At 66.7% G+C, this 14,233-nt stretch carries 16 protein-coding genes and 2 pseudogenes; 10 read left to right on the top strand and 8 right to left on the bottom strand.

What is annotated here, in order from left to right; translation table 11 throughout:
- Nucleotides 1-75 precede the first annotated feature (75 nt).
- Nucleotides 76-400, bottom strand: a pseudogene (locus ACFWPX_RS19095) (GntR family transcriptional regulator); the annotation flags it as partial.
- A gap of 97 nt (nucleotides 401-497) precedes the next feature.
- Here ACFWPX_RS19095 and ACFWPX_RS19100 point away from each other — a divergent pair.
- From ACFWPX_RS19100 to ACFWPX_RS19125, 6 genes are all read left to right on the top strand, one after another.
- Nucleotides 498-1,625, top strand: coding sequence for a TIGR03364 family FAD-dependent oxidoreductase (locus ACFWPX_RS19100; RefSeq protein WP_378928520.1), 1,128 nt, complete (start codon nucleotides 498-500; stop codon nucleotides 1,623-1,625).
- 9 nt (nucleotides 1,626-1,634) lie between these two features.
- Entirely contained in the window at nucleotides 1,635-2,321 is a 687-nt protein-coding gene (locus ACFWPX_RS19105; protein WP_378928522.1) for a phosphonatase-like hydrolase, read from the top strand.
- Between the two features lie 91 nt (nucleotides 2,322-2,412).
- Nucleotides 2,413-3,459 (top strand): 2-aminoethylphosphonate ABC transporter substrate-binding protein, encoded by a 1,047-nt coding sequence (locus ACFWPX_RS19110; RefSeq protein WP_378928523.1) that lies wholly within the window; start codon nucleotides 2,413-2,415, stop codon nucleotides 3,457-3,459.
- Nucleotides 3,460-3,487: 28 nt separating this feature from the next.
- Nucleotides 3,488-4,660 (top strand): ABC transporter ATP-binding protein, encoded by a 1,173-nt coding sequence (locus ACFWPX_RS19115; RefSeq protein WP_378928524.1) that lies wholly within the window; start codon nucleotides 3,488-3,490, stop codon nucleotides 4,658-4,660.
- The gene (locus ACFWPX_RS19120; RefSeq protein ID WP_378912367.1) at nucleotides 4,657-5,547 is read left to right on the top strand and encodes a 2-aminoethylphosphonate ABC transporter permease subunit; all 891 of its coding nucleotides are present in this window, start codon (nucleotides 4,657-4,659) and stop codon (nucleotides 5,545-5,547) included. The genes ACFWPX_RS19115 and ACFWPX_RS19120 overlap by 4 nt, the downstream gene beginning before the upstream one ends.
- 2 nt (nucleotides 5,548-5,549) lie before the next feature.
- A complete protein-coding gene (locus ACFWPX_RS19125; RefSeq protein ID WP_378928619.1) occupies nucleotides 5,550-6,347 on the top strand; it encodes an ABC transporter permease in 798 nt (265 codons plus the stop codon).
- A 76-nt stretch (nucleotides 6,348-6,423) separates the two neighbouring features.
- Here ACFWPX_RS19125 and ACFWPX_RS19130 read toward each other — a convergent pair.
- Together ACFWPX_RS19130 and ACFWPX_RS19135 are read right to left on the bottom strand one after the other, a co-directional pair.
- A pseudogene (locus ACFWPX_RS19130) lies at nucleotides 6,424-6,836 on the bottom strand (hypothetical protein).
- A gap of 98 nt (nucleotides 6,837-6,934) precedes the next feature.
- Complete coding sequence (locus tag ACFWPX_RS19135; protein ID WP_378928525.1) at nucleotides 6,935-7,585, bottom strand: TetR/AcrR family transcriptional regulator; 651 nt, start codon at nucleotides 7,583-7,585, stop codon at nucleotides 6,935-6,937.
- An 84-nt stretch (nucleotides 7,586-7,669) separates the two neighbouring features.
- On the opposite strand from ACFWPX_RS19135, the gene ACFWPX_RS19140 reads away from it, so the two are divergent.
- Nucleotides 7,670-8,131, top strand: a complete 462-nt coding sequence (locus ACFWPX_RS19140) for a nitroreductase/quinone reductase family protein (RefSeq protein ID WP_378928526.1) — start codon at nucleotides 7,670-7,672, stop codon at nucleotides 8,129-8,131.
- A gap of 71 nt (nucleotides 8,132-8,202) precedes the next feature.
- Here ACFWPX_RS19140 and ACFWPX_RS19145 read toward each other — a convergent pair whose 3' ends face one another.
- From ACFWPX_RS19145 to ACFWPX_RS19165, 5 genes are all read right to left on the bottom strand, one after another.
- The gene (locus ACFWPX_RS19145) at nucleotides 8,203-8,520 is read right to left on the bottom strand and encodes a hypothetical protein (protein ID WP_378928527.1); all 318 of its coding nucleotides are present in this window, start codon (nucleotides 8,518-8,520) and stop codon (nucleotides 8,203-8,205) included.
- A gap of 137 nt (nucleotides 8,521-8,657) precedes the next feature.
- Nucleotides 8,658-8,855: a hypothetical protein gene (locus ACFWPX_RS19150; RefSeq protein WP_378928528.1), complete on the bottom strand. Its 198-nt coding sequence runs from the start codon at nucleotides 8,853-8,855 to the stop codon at nucleotides 8,658-8,660.
- A gap of 242 nt (nucleotides 8,856-9,097) precedes the next feature.
- Nucleotides 9,098-10,279, bottom strand: a complete 1,182-nt coding sequence (locus ACFWPX_RS19155) for a PucR family transcriptional regulator (RefSeq protein ID WP_378928529.1) — start codon at nucleotides 10,277-10,279, stop codon at nucleotides 9,098-9,100.
- Between the two features lie 7 nt (nucleotides 10,280-10,286).
- On the bottom strand, nucleotides 10,287-11,474 hold the full coding sequence (locus tag ACFWPX_RS19160) for an esterase/lipase family protein (RefSeq protein WP_378928530.1): 1,188 nt from the start codon (nucleotides 11,472-11,474) through the stop codon (nucleotides 10,287-10,289).
- A gap of 241 nt (nucleotides 11,475-11,715) precedes the next feature.
- Nucleotides 11,716-12,108, bottom strand: a complete 393-nt coding sequence (locus tag ACFWPX_RS19165; RefSeq protein WP_378928531.1) for a PPOX class F420-dependent oxidoreductase — start codon at nucleotides 12,106-12,108, stop codon at nucleotides 11,716-11,718.
- Nucleotides 12,109-12,186: 78 nt separating this feature from the next.
- On the opposite strand from ACFWPX_RS19165, the gene ACFWPX_RS19170 reads away from it, so the two are divergent.
- The 3 genes from ACFWPX_RS19170 to ACFWPX_RS19180 all read left to right on the top strand — a co-directional run bounded on the left by ACFWPX_RS19170 (nucleotide 12,187) and on the right by ACFWPX_RS19180 (nucleotide 14,087).
- Nucleotides 12,187-12,711 carry a hypothetical protein gene (locus tag ACFWPX_RS19170; protein WP_378928533.1) on the top strand — a complete coding sequence of 175 codons (525 nt, stop codon included), beginning with the start codon at nucleotides 12,187-12,189 and terminating at the stop codon, nucleotides 12,709-12,711.
- An 8-nt stretch (nucleotides 12,712-12,719) separates the two neighbouring features.
- Nucleotides 12,720-13,271, top strand: a complete 552-nt coding sequence (locus ACFWPX_RS19175; protein ID WP_378928534.1) for a TetR/AcrR family transcriptional regulator — start codon at nucleotides 12,720-12,722, stop codon at nucleotides 13,269-13,271.
- 453 nt (nucleotides 13,272-13,724) lie between these two features.
- The gene (locus tag ACFWPX_RS19180; RefSeq protein ID WP_378928535.1) at nucleotides 13,725-14,087 is read left to right on the top strand and encodes a hypothetical protein; all 363 of its coding nucleotides are present in this window, start codon (nucleotides 13,725-13,727) and stop codon (nucleotides 14,085-14,087) included.
- Nucleotides 14,088-14,233: the final 146 nt, after the last annotated feature.

The following is a 14,233-nucleotide window of genomic DNA, read 5'->3' on the forward strand; positions in this document are numbered from 1 at the left end:
GGCCCCCCCCCCCTCGACCCGGCTCACACCCCCGGGCCCCCCCACACCGCGGGTGGGGGGGGGCGCGCCCGGTTCGGGCCCCCCCGTCTTCCCATGCGACCAGGATGCGGCCTGGGGTGCGCCCGAGGCTGATCGCGCCCTCGGTATAGGAGCGCAGCGATAGTGGCTGCGTGAGTTTGGGCCGGGAGATCACCGTGCCGCGGCCCTGTCGCCGAATCCTGCCCTCCACCAGCAGTTCTCGCAATGCCTGCCGCACGGTTTCGCGGGCGACGCCGAAGCGGGTGGCCAGGTCGCGTTCCGAGGGCACCGGGTCGCCTTCGGTGAGATCGGCCAGGAGCAGGTCGATTTCGGTGCGAACCAGAAACACCTTCGGAACTCGGGTCGTCTGCGGCGAATCCATGCCGCCCAGCCTACCCGTATTGGTCTATACCAAAAATTAACTTGCCGTTCTCGTTGCCCACACCTATCGGTCTAGACCATTTGCCACTATCGGTGGCATGCGATTGGTCATCATCGGTGGAGGGATCCTCGGCACCGCACACGCCTGGGCGGCGATAGCCCGTGGACACGAGGTCGTGCACCTCGAACGCGAACGCGAAGCCCGCGGCGCGACGGTCCGCAATTTCGGCCTGGTCTGGGTATCGGGCCGCTCGGCGAACGAGCTCGAGCTGACACTGCGTTCGCGCGAACTGTGGGAGGAGATCGGCGGCCGGGTCGCCGGCGTCGGCTTCCGGCCAGCGGGCTCGATCACGCTCGTGCGGACCCCCGCCGAACTCGCCGTCGCCGAGGCCGCGGCTGCCGGTGACACCGCGGACGCCCGCGGCTTCGCCCTGCTCGACCCCGACCAGGTGCGCGCGATCAACCCGGCCGTGCGTGGTAAATACCTTGCGGGTCTGCACTGTTCGACCGATGCCGCGGTGGAGTCGCGCCAGGCGCTGCCCGCGCTGCGCGCCCACATGGGCGCGACCGGTCGCTACACCTTCCACGAGGGCACCGAGGCCCGCTCGGTGCTCGACACGGGTTCGGGCGCGGTCGTCGTCGACGATCACGGTCGCCGCCACGAGACCGACCTCGTCATCCACTGCCCCGGTGCCGCTCACTCGGGGCTCACCCGCGAACTGGCAGGCGAACTGCCGGTGCGCCGCGTGCGGCTGCAGATGATGCAGACCGCCCCGCTGGGCGAGCCGCTCACCACCGCGATCGCCGACGGCGACAGCTTCCGCTACTACCCGGGTTTCGCGGGCCCACAGGTGGATTCGCTGGCAGCCGAGCAGTCCCAGACCGCCACCGCCGCCGAGCACAAGATGCAGCTGCTGTGCGTACAGCGACTGCACGGTGGCCTGACCATCGGCGACACCCACGAATACGTCGAGCCTTTCGCCTTCGACGTCGACGAAGCGCCCTACGAACACCTCACCGAGGTGACCGAGGAACTGCTCGGCCGCAAGCTGCCGCCGATCGTGCGGCGCTGGGCCGGGGTCTACAGCCAGAGTGTCGACCCCGATGTGGTCGTCACCCGCGTGCAGGCCGATACCAACGTGTGGGTCGTCACCGGCCCCGGCGGTCGCGGTATGACACTCGGCCCCGCCATCGGCGAACAAACCGCCGCCCAGATCGGACTGTGAGGAACACCTATGTCGGACAAGAAGATCCAGCTCGCTGCCCTCGACATGGCAGGCACCACCGTCGCCGACGGTGGACTGGTGCTGCGCGCCTTCGAGAGCGCCGCCACCGCCGCCGGGATCGAGACCGATGGCCCGCGCCGTGCACAGGCTCGCCGCTACGTAGTCGACACCATGGGCCAGTCCAAGATCGAGGTGTTCCGCGCGCTGCTCGACGGTGACGAGGCCGCCGCCCAGAATGCCAACCGCGCCTTCGAAACCGCCTACGACGCCCTGATCGACGAGGTCGATATCGCGCCGATCCCCGGTGCGGTGGAAGCGATCACCGCACTGCGTGACGCCGGTGTCCGGGTCGCGCTGACAACCGGATTCAGCCGGAGCACCCAGGACAAACTCCTCGCCGCGCTGGGGTGGGCCGATCTGGTCGACCTCACCCTCGCGCCGTCCGACGCCGGTCGCGGCCGCCCCTACCCCGACATGGTGCTGGCCGCCGCGCTGCGCCTGGGCGTCGACGCCGTCGACCGGATCGCCGTCCTCGGTGACACCACCAGCGACATCGCCACCGGCCTCGCCGCCGGTGCGGGGATCGTCGCGGGCACTCTCACCGGCGCGCACTCCGCCGATCAGCTGCGGGCCGCGGGCGCCACCCATGTCGTGGCGTCGGTCGCCGAGTTCCCGGCGCTGGTGCTGGCCCACTGAAACTTGCCGTCGCGGTAATCGTCGCGGCGTCGCCCTCCGATCCACCCGTCCCTGCGATTGTCCCGACATCTGAACGAAAGTTGCTGTAATCGTGCGTACTTCCCTCACCGCGCGTCGCCTGTCCAAGGCCGCGCTGCTGCTCGCCGGCGTCACCGCCGTCGCGTTCACCGGCGCCTGCGGTGGCACCGGTACCGAATCCGCGGACGGCAAGACCGTCACCGTGTACTCCGCCGACGGTGTCGGTGGCTGGTACAAGTCCCAGTTCGACGCGTTCACCAAGGAGACCGGCATCGCGGTCAACCTGGTCGAGGCGGGTTCCGGCGAGGTCGTCAACCGCGTCGACAAGGAGCAGTCCAACCCGCAGGCCGACGTCGTGGTCACGCTGCCGCCGTTCATCCAGAAGGCCGAGCAGTCGGGTCTGCTGCAGCCCAGCGGCATCGACACCGCCGCGGTTCCGGCCGCGGCCAAGGACGCCGAGGGTAACTATGTGACCCTGGCCAACAACTTCCTGTGCTTCATCGCCAACCCCGCGGTCGACGCTTCGGCGCTCACCTGGGAAGACCTGCTGAAGCCGGAGTACAAGGGCAAGCTGCAGTACTCGACCCCCGGCCAGGCCGGTGACGGCACCGCGGTGCTGGTGCTGCTGCAGCAGTTGCGTGGCAAGCAGGGCGCCCTCGATTACCTGGCCGCGTTGCAGGCCAACAATGTCGGCCCGTCGTCCTCGACCGGCAAGCTGCAGGCCAAGGTCGACAAGGGCGAGCTGCTCATCGCCAACGGTGATGTGCAGATGAACCTGACGACGGTGAAGGAGAAGGGCTCCAAGTTCAACGTCTTCTTCCCGGCTGCCGGCGGTAAGCGCTCCACCGTGGCTGTCCCGTACATGATGGGCCTGGCCAAGGGCGCCCCGCACAAAGACGACGCCACCAAGCTGATGAGCTTCCTGATGGCCCCGGCCGCGCAGGCGAAGCTGGGCCCGGAGGCTTTCGCCGTATCGCCCCGCACCGATGTGCCCGCCCCGGCCGATGGTGGTCCGGCCGCCGCGCTGACCGGTGTCGAGGTGGTCCCGGTCGACTGGAACAAGGTGCTGACCGAGCTGGACGCCGATGTCGCGGCGTACCAGAAGGCAACCGGCAGCTGAATTCGGCTGTGATCCAAGGGAGTTGATGATGTCCGACGGTGACCTCCAGATGAAATCCGCGACCTCGGTGGCGGCAACCAACGAACCCGCGATCGTGTTCGACCGGGTCGGGGTCAGCTACGGCAGGGGCCGCAAGGCCGCCGTCGCGCTGGCCGATTTCACCCTGCGCGTCGCCGTCGGCGAGACCGTCGCGCTCCTCGGCCCGAGTGGGTCGGGCAAGTCGACCGCGCTGAAAGCGCTGGCAGGCTTCGTCCGGCCCACCTCGGGAACGGTCCGCCTCGCGGGCCGCGATGTCACCGATCTCTCGCCCGCCAAGCGCGGCATCGGTGTGGTGGTGCAGTCCTACGCGCTGTTCCCGCACATGAACGTGCACAGCAATGTGGCATTCGGCTTGAAATCGCATCGGGTGGCGCGTGCGGAGATCGCCGCGCGGGTCACCGAGGCGCTCGAGATGGTCGGCATGGGTGGGTACGCCGAGCGGCTGCCGCGTGAACTGTCCGGCGGTCAGCAGCAGCGTGTGGCGATCGCTCGCGCGTTGGCGATCAAGCCCAGCGTGCTGTTGCTCGACGAGCCACTCGCGGCACTCGACGCGCAACTGCGACATTCGATGCTCGGCGAGTTGCAGGCACTGCGAAAAGCGTTGCCCGACACCGCGATGCTGTACGTCACCCACGATCAGGCCGAGGCATTGGCGCTGGCTGACCGGATCGCGGTGATGCGCGATTCCAGGCTCGTCGACATCGACACGGCCGAAAACCTCTGGCAGTGCCCGCCCTCCGACTTCACCGCCGGTTTCCTCGGCGGCGCGAACCTGGTGCCCTGCGCGGTCAACCACGTCACGGGCACCGCCGCTCTGGTGACCGCGGGCACCAAGACGCTGCGCGCTCGAGCGCCGCAACCCGGTGTGGGACTGGCGGAGTGGGCGCCCGACGACGATGCCCTGCTGTGCATCCGCCCGCACACGATCACCCTCGGCAAGACCGGTGATCGAGATGCCTTGCGCGCCACCGTACTCACCTCGGTGTGGCGTGGTGCTACGACTCGCGTCGAACTGGCTGTCGACGGTCTTCCCGGCGAACTCGCCGCCGACGTGTCGGGCCACTTCACCACCGAGGTCGGATCTGTGGTCGGCGTGCGGTTGCCGGATCCGGCGGGAGTGCTGATTCCGCGCGCGGTCGGTGGCGGGGAGGTGTCGCGGTGAGCGCACCGGTTCTCGATCCGCCCGTCCCGGCGGCGAAAGTCGCTGGGGCGCCTCGCTCGTGGTTGCCGATTCTGTGGACGCTGCCGCCGGTGCTGGTGGTGCTCGGGATCGCGGGTTATCCGATTCTGCGGGTGCTCACCGAATCGACCAGGACGCCGACCGGGCGTGGTACCGAGGTGTGGACCTCGGTGCTCGGGTCCGAGGCGTTCCGGGAAGCGTTGTGGCGCACCGTGTCCATCGCGGTGTGTTCGACGGCGGGCTGCTTGGTCCTCGGTACGTTCCTGGCCGTCGTGCTCGCGTTCGTGCCGTTCCCCGGCTCGGGAGTGGTGGGTCGACTCATCGACACGATCCTGACGCTGCCCTCGTTCCTGATCACCCTCGCCTTCACGTTCCTCTACGGAACCGCGGGCGCGGTGAACGCCCTGATCGCCGAATTGACCGGTGCGACAACACCTGTCATCGATTTCCTCACCACCCCGCTCGGGGTGATCCTGGCCGAGATCACCTACTTCACGCCGTTCGTGGTGCGCCCGGTGCTCGCCGCGTTCGCGCAGATGCCGCGCGAACAACTCGATGTGGCGGCGAGTCTCGGCGCTTCGCCGTGGCGGGTGCTGCGCCAGGTGGTGCTGCCCGAAGCGTGGCCCGCGCTCGCGGCGGGCGGCAGTCTGGTGCTGCTGCTCACGCTCAACGAGTTCGGCATCGTGTTGTTCACCGGCGCCAAGGGTGTCATCACCCTGCCCGCGCTGATCTACACCCGCGGCATCGTCACCTTCGACCTGCCCGGCGCGGCCGTGCTGGCCTCGGTGCAAGTGCTGCTCTCGCTGAGCCTCTATCTCGTCTACCGGTTCGTCTTCGCCCGGTTCATCGCCCGCCCGAAGGGGGAATGATCGTGCTCGTCTGGACTCCTCGCGGAAAAACGCTGGTACTCGGGGTTTTCGCGCTGGTCGTCGCGGTGGTCTTCGTCGCCCCGATCGCCACCGTGGTCGCCGCCGCCCTGGCAGGGAGCTGGACCGGCCCACTGCCCTCGGACCTCGGCTTCACCAATATCGGCAACGCGCTCAGTGGCGAGCAGGCCGCCAGCCTCTCGGTGAGCCTGCAAACCGCCCTGCTCGCCGGCGCGATCTCCCTCGTGCTCGGCACCTGGGCGGCCTTGGCCTCGCGGGAAGCCCCCACCTGGTTGCGCCGGCTCACCGACACAGTCTTCCACCTCCCGGTCGCGGTCCCCTCGGTGGCGGTCGGCCTCGGCGTTCTCATCGCCTTCAACGAGCGTCCGCTCCTGCTCGGCGGCACCAAGTGGATCGTGATCCTCGCCCACGCGGTCCTGGTCCTGGCCTACGCCTTCAGCGCCGTCTCCGCCGCCCTCGACCGCCTCGACCCCGCCTACCGCCAAGCCGCCGAATCTCTCGGCGCGGGCCCGATCCGAGTTCTCTGCCAGATCACCCTCCCGCTGCTGTTGCCCGCTCTCGGCGCCGCCGCCGGTCTGGCCGTGGCGCTGTCGATGGGCGAACTCGGCGCGACCATCATGGTCTACCCCGCCACCTGGAAGACGTTGCCCGTCAGCATCTTCGCGCAGACCGACCGCGGTGAAGTGTTCGACGCCGCAGCCGGAACCACCGTCCTCGTGGTGGTCACGCTGGTGGTTCTCGTGGTCCTCGGCCGCATTCGAGGACGCGCGGCTCTGCGCTGAGGTGGTGCGCTGCGCACGATCCCGGTGACTCTGGCCGGCACCAGGTGAAATCGGTCGGCATGCGCGCGGCCGGTGGTTACGCGGATTCGGATAGACGCAGTCGGGGGAGTCCAGCCAGGCGGTCTGCCGTGTCGGTGTTCGGTCTCGGGTTGTAGAGCACCAGTGACCAATTCGGGTGGTCGGCGACGGTGAGCGTGGTGGCGTCGAAGTACAGATCACCGACCTCTGGGTGGTGCAGGGCATTCACGGCTTCGATGCACCGCCTTTCGTGGCGTTCCCAGAGTTCGGCGAACTCTGGATCCGAAGCAGCGAGTTCGCTTGCTACACGCTGACATTCGTTGTCGTGTGGCACGAGCGTCGCGTCCAGTGATAGGCGGCGACCACGTCAGATGCGGCATCGGGCCACAGCTCGAGCAGTCCCCGGTAGCGGGGGCTGGTGAAGAACGTGACCAGGCAGTTGTGCGGCTCGCCGTCGTCGCACCCGAACACCCGCCCCGCAAGCGCGTTGAACGCCAAGATGTTCCAGTACCGATTGGCTGGTCGGTTCGGCCGCGTTGGAAACGGGAGGAGCGGCGCTGCTGTGTGGATCAACCGGTGTGCTTGTTCGATGCTGGGTGGGCCGTCGATTCCCGGTTCGGTCGGTCGAGGGCGGCATTACGGAGTGTGAGTGCAGGCTCGATCGCGCCGGAGAAGGCACCGAGGCAGATTCGGGTGAGTTCGGCCCGTGAGATCGATTGCGACTGTATCCATTCGACACATACTGTGCGCCCGAAGACGAGCCAGCCGTGTACGGCGACAGCAGCGACGGTGCGGGCGTGCCCTGTCATTTCGAGTTTGTCGAGCAGGCGCTGACCGACAGTGTCGAGTTCCTTGGCGATGATCGCTTGGATTACCGGATCGTCGGCAAGCGCCCCGCGGTTCACAGTCCTACCGGCACGCCGGTTGTCGATGAAGTACTGAATATGGGCGTCGACGGCCGCCTCCAACATCTCGGCGAACGAGCGATCGTCATCGACATCGGTGCTTGCGAGCAACTGGTCACTGGCGCGTTGAAAGATCGCCGCGTAGAAGTCCCGCTTGTTGGAGAAGTAGTGGTACACGAGCGCGCGCGTGACGCCGGCGCGTTCGGCGACCTCTTCCATGAGCACGTCCTCATAGGTCTTCTCTGCGAACAGCGCGGCACCGATATCCAGCAGTTGGTCGTGCCTTTGCTGCGGAGTCAGTCGTCGTTCTGCCATCTCGCCAATCTTACTTGACACGTGTATAACAACCGGTAGCCTTGGCCTTATTGTACGTTCGTCAAATAAGGACGGAGTTCGACGATGACCGCCTCTACCACCACTCCACCCACCGTGCCCGGCTATGTGAACTGGGTTGTGAAGCGTCTACTGCGGTCACCAGCGCACCGGGTGATGAGCAAAACGACGATGCTGCTGACCTTCGCCGGTCGACAGACCGGCAACCGATACGTGGCTGTCGTTCGATATCTCCGACAGGGCGAGTTGGTGTCCTGTTACACCGACAGCAAGTGGTGGATCAACCTGCGCGACGAACCGGCCGTCGAGCTCCTGATCGCCGGACGAAGGATGACCGGAATCGCTACTGTCGTCGAGGATCCCGCAGTCATCGCTGACAGCTTGTCCGAATTCCTGCACACGATGCCCGGCGATTCGAAGTACTACGGCGTGCGCCGGAACGCCCAAGGGCTGCCTCGCGCCGACGACATCGCCGAAGCGGCCAAGCACACCAGACTGATTCGGATTCAACTCGCCTCCGGGAGATAGGTCCCAGTGCTCGAATGTTCAAGGTCCGCAGACGCTGCATTCGGCTCGGCCGGGGTTGGCAAGGCGGGTGCTCACCCAGCTCGCCTGGTGGTCTCGTCACCTCCGCGCTGCCGAGCCTTGTCAGGGTTGATGAAGAGCCGAACGCCCTTATACACCACTGTGTTCGGCACATCGTCGTCGTTGTCCGGGTCGCCGGAGTCCGCAGGATCCGGCAGTTCCGCGATCTCCTCGATGACGATCTGTGCGCGCGCCGCGCCGGGATCGAACATCTCCTGAAACGGCCCGACGAACGAACCCCCGAGGCCGCGGCGCTTCGCCCGAACAGCCGCCCACCCGAACAGTGCCAACGGGCCGATGGTGGCGATCAGCAGTAACAAGTCCCCGCCCATGCCGACGAGCGTACCGATGAGGGACGGACTTTCCGTTGATCACCGAACCTCCGTGGCCTCCGCGAACGCGGAGCGACCCGACCTCCCATTCGGGGCGACCGGGTCGTACGCGTTATTCGGTTCGGGATGCCTTCGGGCTAGCCGCTGAGGCTGGACGAGGCGGTGCTCAGCAGTTGCAGGATGTTCTGGAAGAAGTCGCACCCGCCCGGCGCGCCGATGGGGAACTCGACGCATCCAGCGACCGGGGCAACCTGTTCTGTGGCGGCCTGGGCGGTGGCCATCGGGGCCAGCATCAGCGCACCGGCCAGGGTGGCCGCGCCGAGTGATCGTTTCATCGAAATTCCTTACTGCTCTGCGTTTTCGAACTGTCCAATTGCCCCCGAGCGGCGAAGATCACGCTATTGGGGCATCAGCTCAGCTACTAGACCCCGGTTCCGCGGCCCACGGATCCGGGGGCACTATCCGGGCATTCGCGCCCATCACAACGCACTGCTGGTCGAGGCGTCCGCACCTGCCGCCTATCGTGGGTGGTCGAGACTCGCGCTCCCTCTCACGCTCGGTCGGCTCAGTACCTGGGCTACACCCGGGCCCGATGCCCGGTTTCGGTGAGCCGTCGGTTTCGCAGGTCAGTGGTGACTGGTCGTTGAACCTTGTTGTCGGGCCCGTCCACCAATTGGTAGTCGCGCACGATCAGCGCGGCTCGAAGCATCCAGATGACTTTCGGATCGTGCGCGCTGAGTCCCACGAGTTCGTAGATGCGTCGGAGCCGGTAGTCGACGGTGTTCATGTGGATGTGGGTTTCGCGTGATGTGAGCCGGCGGTTGAGGCCGTTGTTGATATGTGCGCGCAGCGTGCTGATCAAATCCGGAAACTCGGCCACCGGATCGAGGAACACCTCGAGACGATCCCGTCCAGGCCCCGGCCGGGTCAGCTGATACTCGATAGCGAGGTCTTCGATCTGGTAAAGGCCCGGTGGGTAGTGGAGTCTTATTGCCACGTCCAGCAATTCGTGGACCTCCTCGGCCGCCGAGGGAATCCGATCCCTGTCGACGGTGACCCCGACAACGGTGAGTGAGGTCAGCCCGACCATGCCGCGGATCTTCTCGGTGCCGAACGAGTCCGGCACCAGAATTGTCGCGCCGAATTCGGACTCCAACCCCGGCACGGGCTGCCCGAAGCTCCTCGACAGCATCGCCCGGAAGTCGCGCGGCGCTACCGCATCACGCGCGGACCGATCTCCGGCCACCGCGAGCACGGTGTACCGCTCATCTAGCGGTGCACCGTGCTCACGGGTAGCTCTCGTCGTGTGGCGGCCGCTGAGCAGAGCGTGCGCCACATACCCACCGCGATCGCCACCAGGCGGTGCGATCTCCATGTATATCGTCGACACCGTCGCGGTCACCGCGCTCAATGCATCCATCAGCCGGCGAACTTCGTCGAAGGGCGCCGAGCGCGCTTCGAGATCGTCCAGGTGGAGCCGGAACCCCGCGTGAACATGTTGCTGCACAGTGTCGATCGGTACGCCGATGCTCGCCCAGCGCGCAGCGGCCGGACGAATGCGCGACATCCGGGCGCCGCGGTGTGTCCGCTTCGCGTCGGACACCAGTGCCAGACAATCGGCAACGACGGCGCTGATTTCCTCGCGCAGCACGTTTCCTCGTCGGCTGCGGCGCGGGATGGTCTCGAGAATCTTGTGCGCGATGCGGTCGGTCGCCCGCGCGAGCTGCACGGGCGACTCGAGTTCGAGGTGGCTGGTCATCGGGGGTTCACAGTGTGCCGCCGCCACCGATCAACCACGGGTTGAACGTGCAGTTCATGGCCGGGTGGTTGACGGGGTCGAGGGCGTTGAGGGCGATGGAGGCCGCGCGCGGCGAGTACATGAGGGTCAGGTGATCGGACAGGTCCTGTTCGCACCCTTCCTGCAGGGTGATGTTGCGGACCGTCGCACCTTCACCGGCGCGCAGGAACGCCCAGTCATAGGGGTTGGAGACCTCGTCGTAGCGCGATGCCACCGCGGTGTAGTCGACGCCGGGAACGGTGTCGCCCTTCGCGTTCAGTGTGGCGTAGAACGGGGACCCGACCGCCTGCTGGATGTTCGATATTCCGACGATCGGCTCGTTGAAACCGAGGATGTCGATGCCGAGGTTGTTGATGGCCCGGCCGAGCGTGGCGATGCCCATCAGGGTGGTGCCGTGGTGGGTGGCACCGTAGGTCACCACCTTCTCGACCTTGCCCGCGCCGCCTTCGAACTTCAGGTAGTGGTTCGCGATCGTGCCGCCCTGTGAGTGACCCACGATGTCGACCTTGTCGGCGCCGGTGGTTGTGCGCACCCGCTCGATGAAATCGGCGACCTGGCGCGACGATTCCTCCATCGGGCCCACGCCGTAGCGACCGGGCAGAACGGCACCGAGGCCACCGCCCTCGAGGAGCCCGGAGCGACCGAAATTGAGGGCGAACACGCAGAATCCGGCGCGGGCGAGCTGCGGTGAGAGGTAGCTGAAGGTGTCGAAGGCGTTGAGCCAGGTGCCGTGTAGCAGGACCACCGGGTTGGGATGCTCAGCGCTCGGCTTGCAATCCCATTTGTTCGCACCGGCGGGGGCCACGTCCGGACTGGCGAGGCCATAGGCGAATGCGGCCAGCGGGGCGGTGAGTTCCGGGCCCTGGCCGACAGGGGCAGCGGCCGTGCTGTGTCCGTATCCCGAGCTGCTGCCCGAGGCGCTACCTGAACTACCGCCGGATCCGCTTCCCGAGCTACCGCCCGAGTCGACGATCGCCTTGGGCTGCCTGCCGTCCGGCGACGGCCTCAGCCCAGCGGTGATCGTATCGGCGAACGACTGCAAGTCCGAGGGGATGACGGGCTCCGCACCGGCGGACGTGGCTCCGAGCCCGTGCCCGACGGCGACTCCCACGATGAGCGCGGCGGCCACCACGGACCGGCGCATGTGCTGCTTCATTGCAAGCATCTTCAACAATTCCTATCTGATCGACCGCTCACCCCGATCCCAGTGACTCAGAGCACAATCGAATGACACTGTGATGCACATCGCTGCATGGTGGCGGCAAGGAAAAGTCTGTACCGATCGGTATGCGACGTCACTGCACTCACGTCCAGAGTCGTCGGACAGGACCTTGTAGCCAGCGCCAAACTCCGAATTTGCCAGGGGCGCCTGCGGACGAGCGACGTTGTTCGCCAGCTCAACCGTCCAGCCGGATGCGGATGCCCACCATGCGCTCGGAGCCTCCGCGTAGCCTGCTGCCCAGCAGGCCGATCCGGGCGACCAGCCCGTACTTGCGCTTCATCAGGGTGGTGAAGTGTGCGCTCGCGTCCGGGGTCAGCACCTCGGCGAAGCCGGGAAGTGGGGCGCCGAGCGGCTTTCCGCGCCAGTCGCAGGGGGTGGCCGTTACCCGGCTCTCGTTGCGGATGCGCTTCACCTTGCCTGCGTCCGCCGCGCTCCACACCGCCAGCGTTTGATCGTCGCGCATCACCCAGACGGGTGTGGGGACTGCCCTGCCGTCTCGGCGGAAGGTGGTGAGGAGCAGGTACTTTCCGGCCGCCAGCTCGCCGAGCGCCGTGTCGCTGTGTTTCATGGCAAGATACTAACCAGTTAGTTAGTTTGTGGTCGTTGGATCCACCCAGCGCTCACGACGCGGCTGAGAGGAATCTGCATGGGGCGATTTGTCGGGACGTTGCTCGCGGGCTTCGTGCTGGGCACCCCGGCGGTCCCCGTCGGCCTCTCACTGTCCCTGTCGGGCCCGGTCGCGCTGGTCGCGGTCTTGCTGGGCGCGGCCTGCTGTGTGGTCTTCGCGGTGTTCGCTATGGAACGTGCCCGGCTGCGCTGGCAGTCCTGGCGCGTCCGCCGGAAGTCGGCTGCCGCACGGGCCGATTCGGCGACGGAGGCCGATGGTGCAGCCGTCATCGATGCCGCCGGCGAAAAGGCGCCCGCAGCGGACAGCCGACTCTCCGGCGCCACGGGGCGGCGGGCTCGGCGGGTCCTCGACCGATACGGCGTGGCGGGCTTCGGCCTCGTAGGGCCTGCGCTTTTCGGCACCTGGGGCTCGGCCCTGCTCGGGGCGGCGCTCGGCATCCCCAGCTGGCGGCTGATCCGCTGGCTGATGACCGGGGTCGCCCTGTGGTGCACGGTGCTGCTCGTCGCATCGGACGCGGCCTTCGCCGTCTTCGGAATCGGGTGACGCAGCGGATGTCCCGAGCCGACGCCACCAAGGCCCGCATTCTGCGAGCCGCCACCGATGAGTTCGCCACGTACGGTATCGCCGGAGCCCGCGTGGACCGGATCGCCAAGACAGCGGCGGCCAACAAGAACCTCATCTACGTCTACTTCTGCAGCAAGGACCAACTCTTCGACGCGGTCTTCGACGCCCACGTCACCCACGGCCTGGATTCGGTCCCCTTCACCCCGGGCGACCTCCCCGGGTACGCCGGACAGCTGTTCGACTACTGCCGCCGGAATCCCGAAGTCATCCGGTTGGCCACCTGGCACCGCCTGGAGCGTGGCGACCTGGCCTTCGCGGCACCTGCGCGCGACGCGAAGCTGGACGCACTTGCCGCAGCACAGAAACAGGACGGTATCGGCTCCGTATTCTCACCCACGACGCTGCTCACTCTCGTCCTGAGCATCGCTCTCGCGTGGAACCCGAGCAACGTCACCAGCATTCCCGCCTCGTCCTCCGAGGCTGAGAGTGCCGATGATCGACGCCGCGCGATCGTCGAGGCCGTTCGTCGACTCCTATGAGCGGCGCTCGTATGTCTCCCAAACGGTAAATCCCTCGGCGAATTCCGTGGTCCCATCAATGAATCCGGCAGCGGCGCGGCACAAACCGATCGAATCGAAATCAACCCCGATGCGTCCTTTACTTTTTCATCCTCGACGGCGTACTGAGCGCACGCTAAAGGTGTTGCTGCTTGTCGATGGAAGCGCTATACGGATGTATCGAGTAGCTCGTAGCCCAGCGTTCGAGGAGGCCTGCAATTCGAAGGCCTGTATTAATGTTTGTAGGTCCTCGCTGGTAGTGGTACCGGCGCACATCTGCTTCCCGATCTCCGATTATTAAGGATCGAATTGCGCAATAGTGGCCGGTAACATTTGCACACCGAATGTTCTTTTTACTGGTTTGAGAGTGTCGCGACGGTCAAAATCGTCAATGTTGATCAGCACGTACCACTTCCATTTCGAGAAGGGATACAGATGCATCACACGATCAAAACCACTCTCATGGCCGCGCTCGTCGCCCCAACAGCCCTCGGGTTGTTCGGCGTCGGCCCGGCAACTGCGGACACCGGCGTGCAGTCCGGTGATACCGGGCTGTCTGCCGCCCAGGACGACGGGGCTGAAAATGGCGCCGCTGAAGAAGGCGACGCTGTGGATAGCGGCGCTGAGGATGGCAACGCTGAAGACGGCGACGCGGTAGACGCCAGTGCTGATGACGGCGACGCCGGCGATGCCGAGGACAACACCGCTGAAGATGGCGACGCTGAGGACAGCAACGCTGAAGATGGCGACGCTGATGCGGGTGGCGGCGCTGAAGCGGGTGGCGGCGACGCCGGATAGGGCGGGTACGTCCTGGGACTCGCCGTAGGTAGCTGGCGAAGCCCGACGACTTCGTAGTAGCAATCACGGCCGCGGGGGGGGGGGGGGGCGCCCAGCCGCGCGGCCGGCGGCGGCGCGCGCCAGTCCGGCGAGACCACCCGCCCGGC

The organism is Nocardia sp. NPDC058518 (assembly GCF_042719655.1).
Lineage (GTDB): Bacteria > Actinomycetota > Actinomycetes > Mycobacteriales > Mycobacteriaceae > Nocardia.

What these genes read in the sequence shown, in the direction of transcription:
- ACFWPX_RS19100 (WP_378928520.1), top strand. Translation starts at nt 498, where the DNA reads ATGCGATTGGTCATCATCGGTGGAGGGATCCTCGGCACCGCACACGCC.
- ACFWPX_RS19105 (WP_378928522.1), top strand. Translation starts at nt 1,635, where the DNA reads ATGTCGGACAAGAAGATCCAGCTCGCTGCCCTCGACATGGCAGGCACC.
- ACFWPX_RS19115 (WP_378928524.1), top strand. Translation starts at nt 3,488, where the DNA reads ATGTCCGACGGTGACCTCCAGATGAAATCCGCGACCTCGGTGGCGGCA.
- ACFWPX_RS19135 (WP_378928525.1), bottom strand. Translation starts at nt 7,585, where the DNA reads ATGGCAGAACGACGACTGACTCCGCAGCAAAGGCACGACCAACTGCTG.
- ACFWPX_RS19140 (WP_378928526.1), top strand. Translation starts at nt 7,670, where the DNA reads ATGACCGCCTCTACCACCACTCCACCCACCGTGCCCGGCTATGTGAAC.
- ACFWPX_RS19145 (WP_378928527.1), bottom strand. Translation starts at nt 8,520, where the DNA reads ATGGGCGGGGACTTGTTACTGCTGATCGCCACCATCGGCCCGTTGGCA.
- ACFWPX_RS19150 (WP_378928528.1), bottom strand. Translation starts at nt 8,855, where the DNA reads ATGAAACGATCACTCGGCGCGGCCACCCTGGCCGGTGCGCTGATGCTG.
- ACFWPX_RS19155 (WP_378928529.1), bottom strand. Translation starts at nt 10,279, where the DNA reads ATGACCAGCCACCTCGAACTCGAGTCGCCCGTGCAGCTCGCGCGGGCG.
- ACFWPX_RS19160 (WP_378928530.1), bottom strand. Translation starts at nt 11,474, where the DNA reads ATGAAGCAGCACATGCGCCGGTCCGTGGTGGCCGCCGCGCTCATCGTG.
- ACFWPX_RS19165 (WP_378928531.1), bottom strand. Translation starts at nt 12,108, where the DNA reads ATGAAACACAGCGACACGGCGCTCGGCGAGCTGGCGGCCGGAAAGTAC.
- ACFWPX_RS19170 (WP_378928533.1), top strand. Translation starts at nt 12,187, where the DNA reads ATGGGGCGATTTGTCGGGACGTTGCTCGCGGGCTTCGTGCTGGGCACC.
- ACFWPX_RS19175 (WP_378928534.1), top strand. Translation starts at nt 12,720, where the DNA reads ATGTCCCGAGCCGACGCCACCAAGGCCCGCATTCTGCGAGCCGCCACC.
- ACFWPX_RS19180 (WP_378928535.1), top strand. Translation starts at nt 13,725, where the DNA reads ATGCATCACACGATCAAAACCACTCTCATGGCCGCGCTCGTCGCCCCA.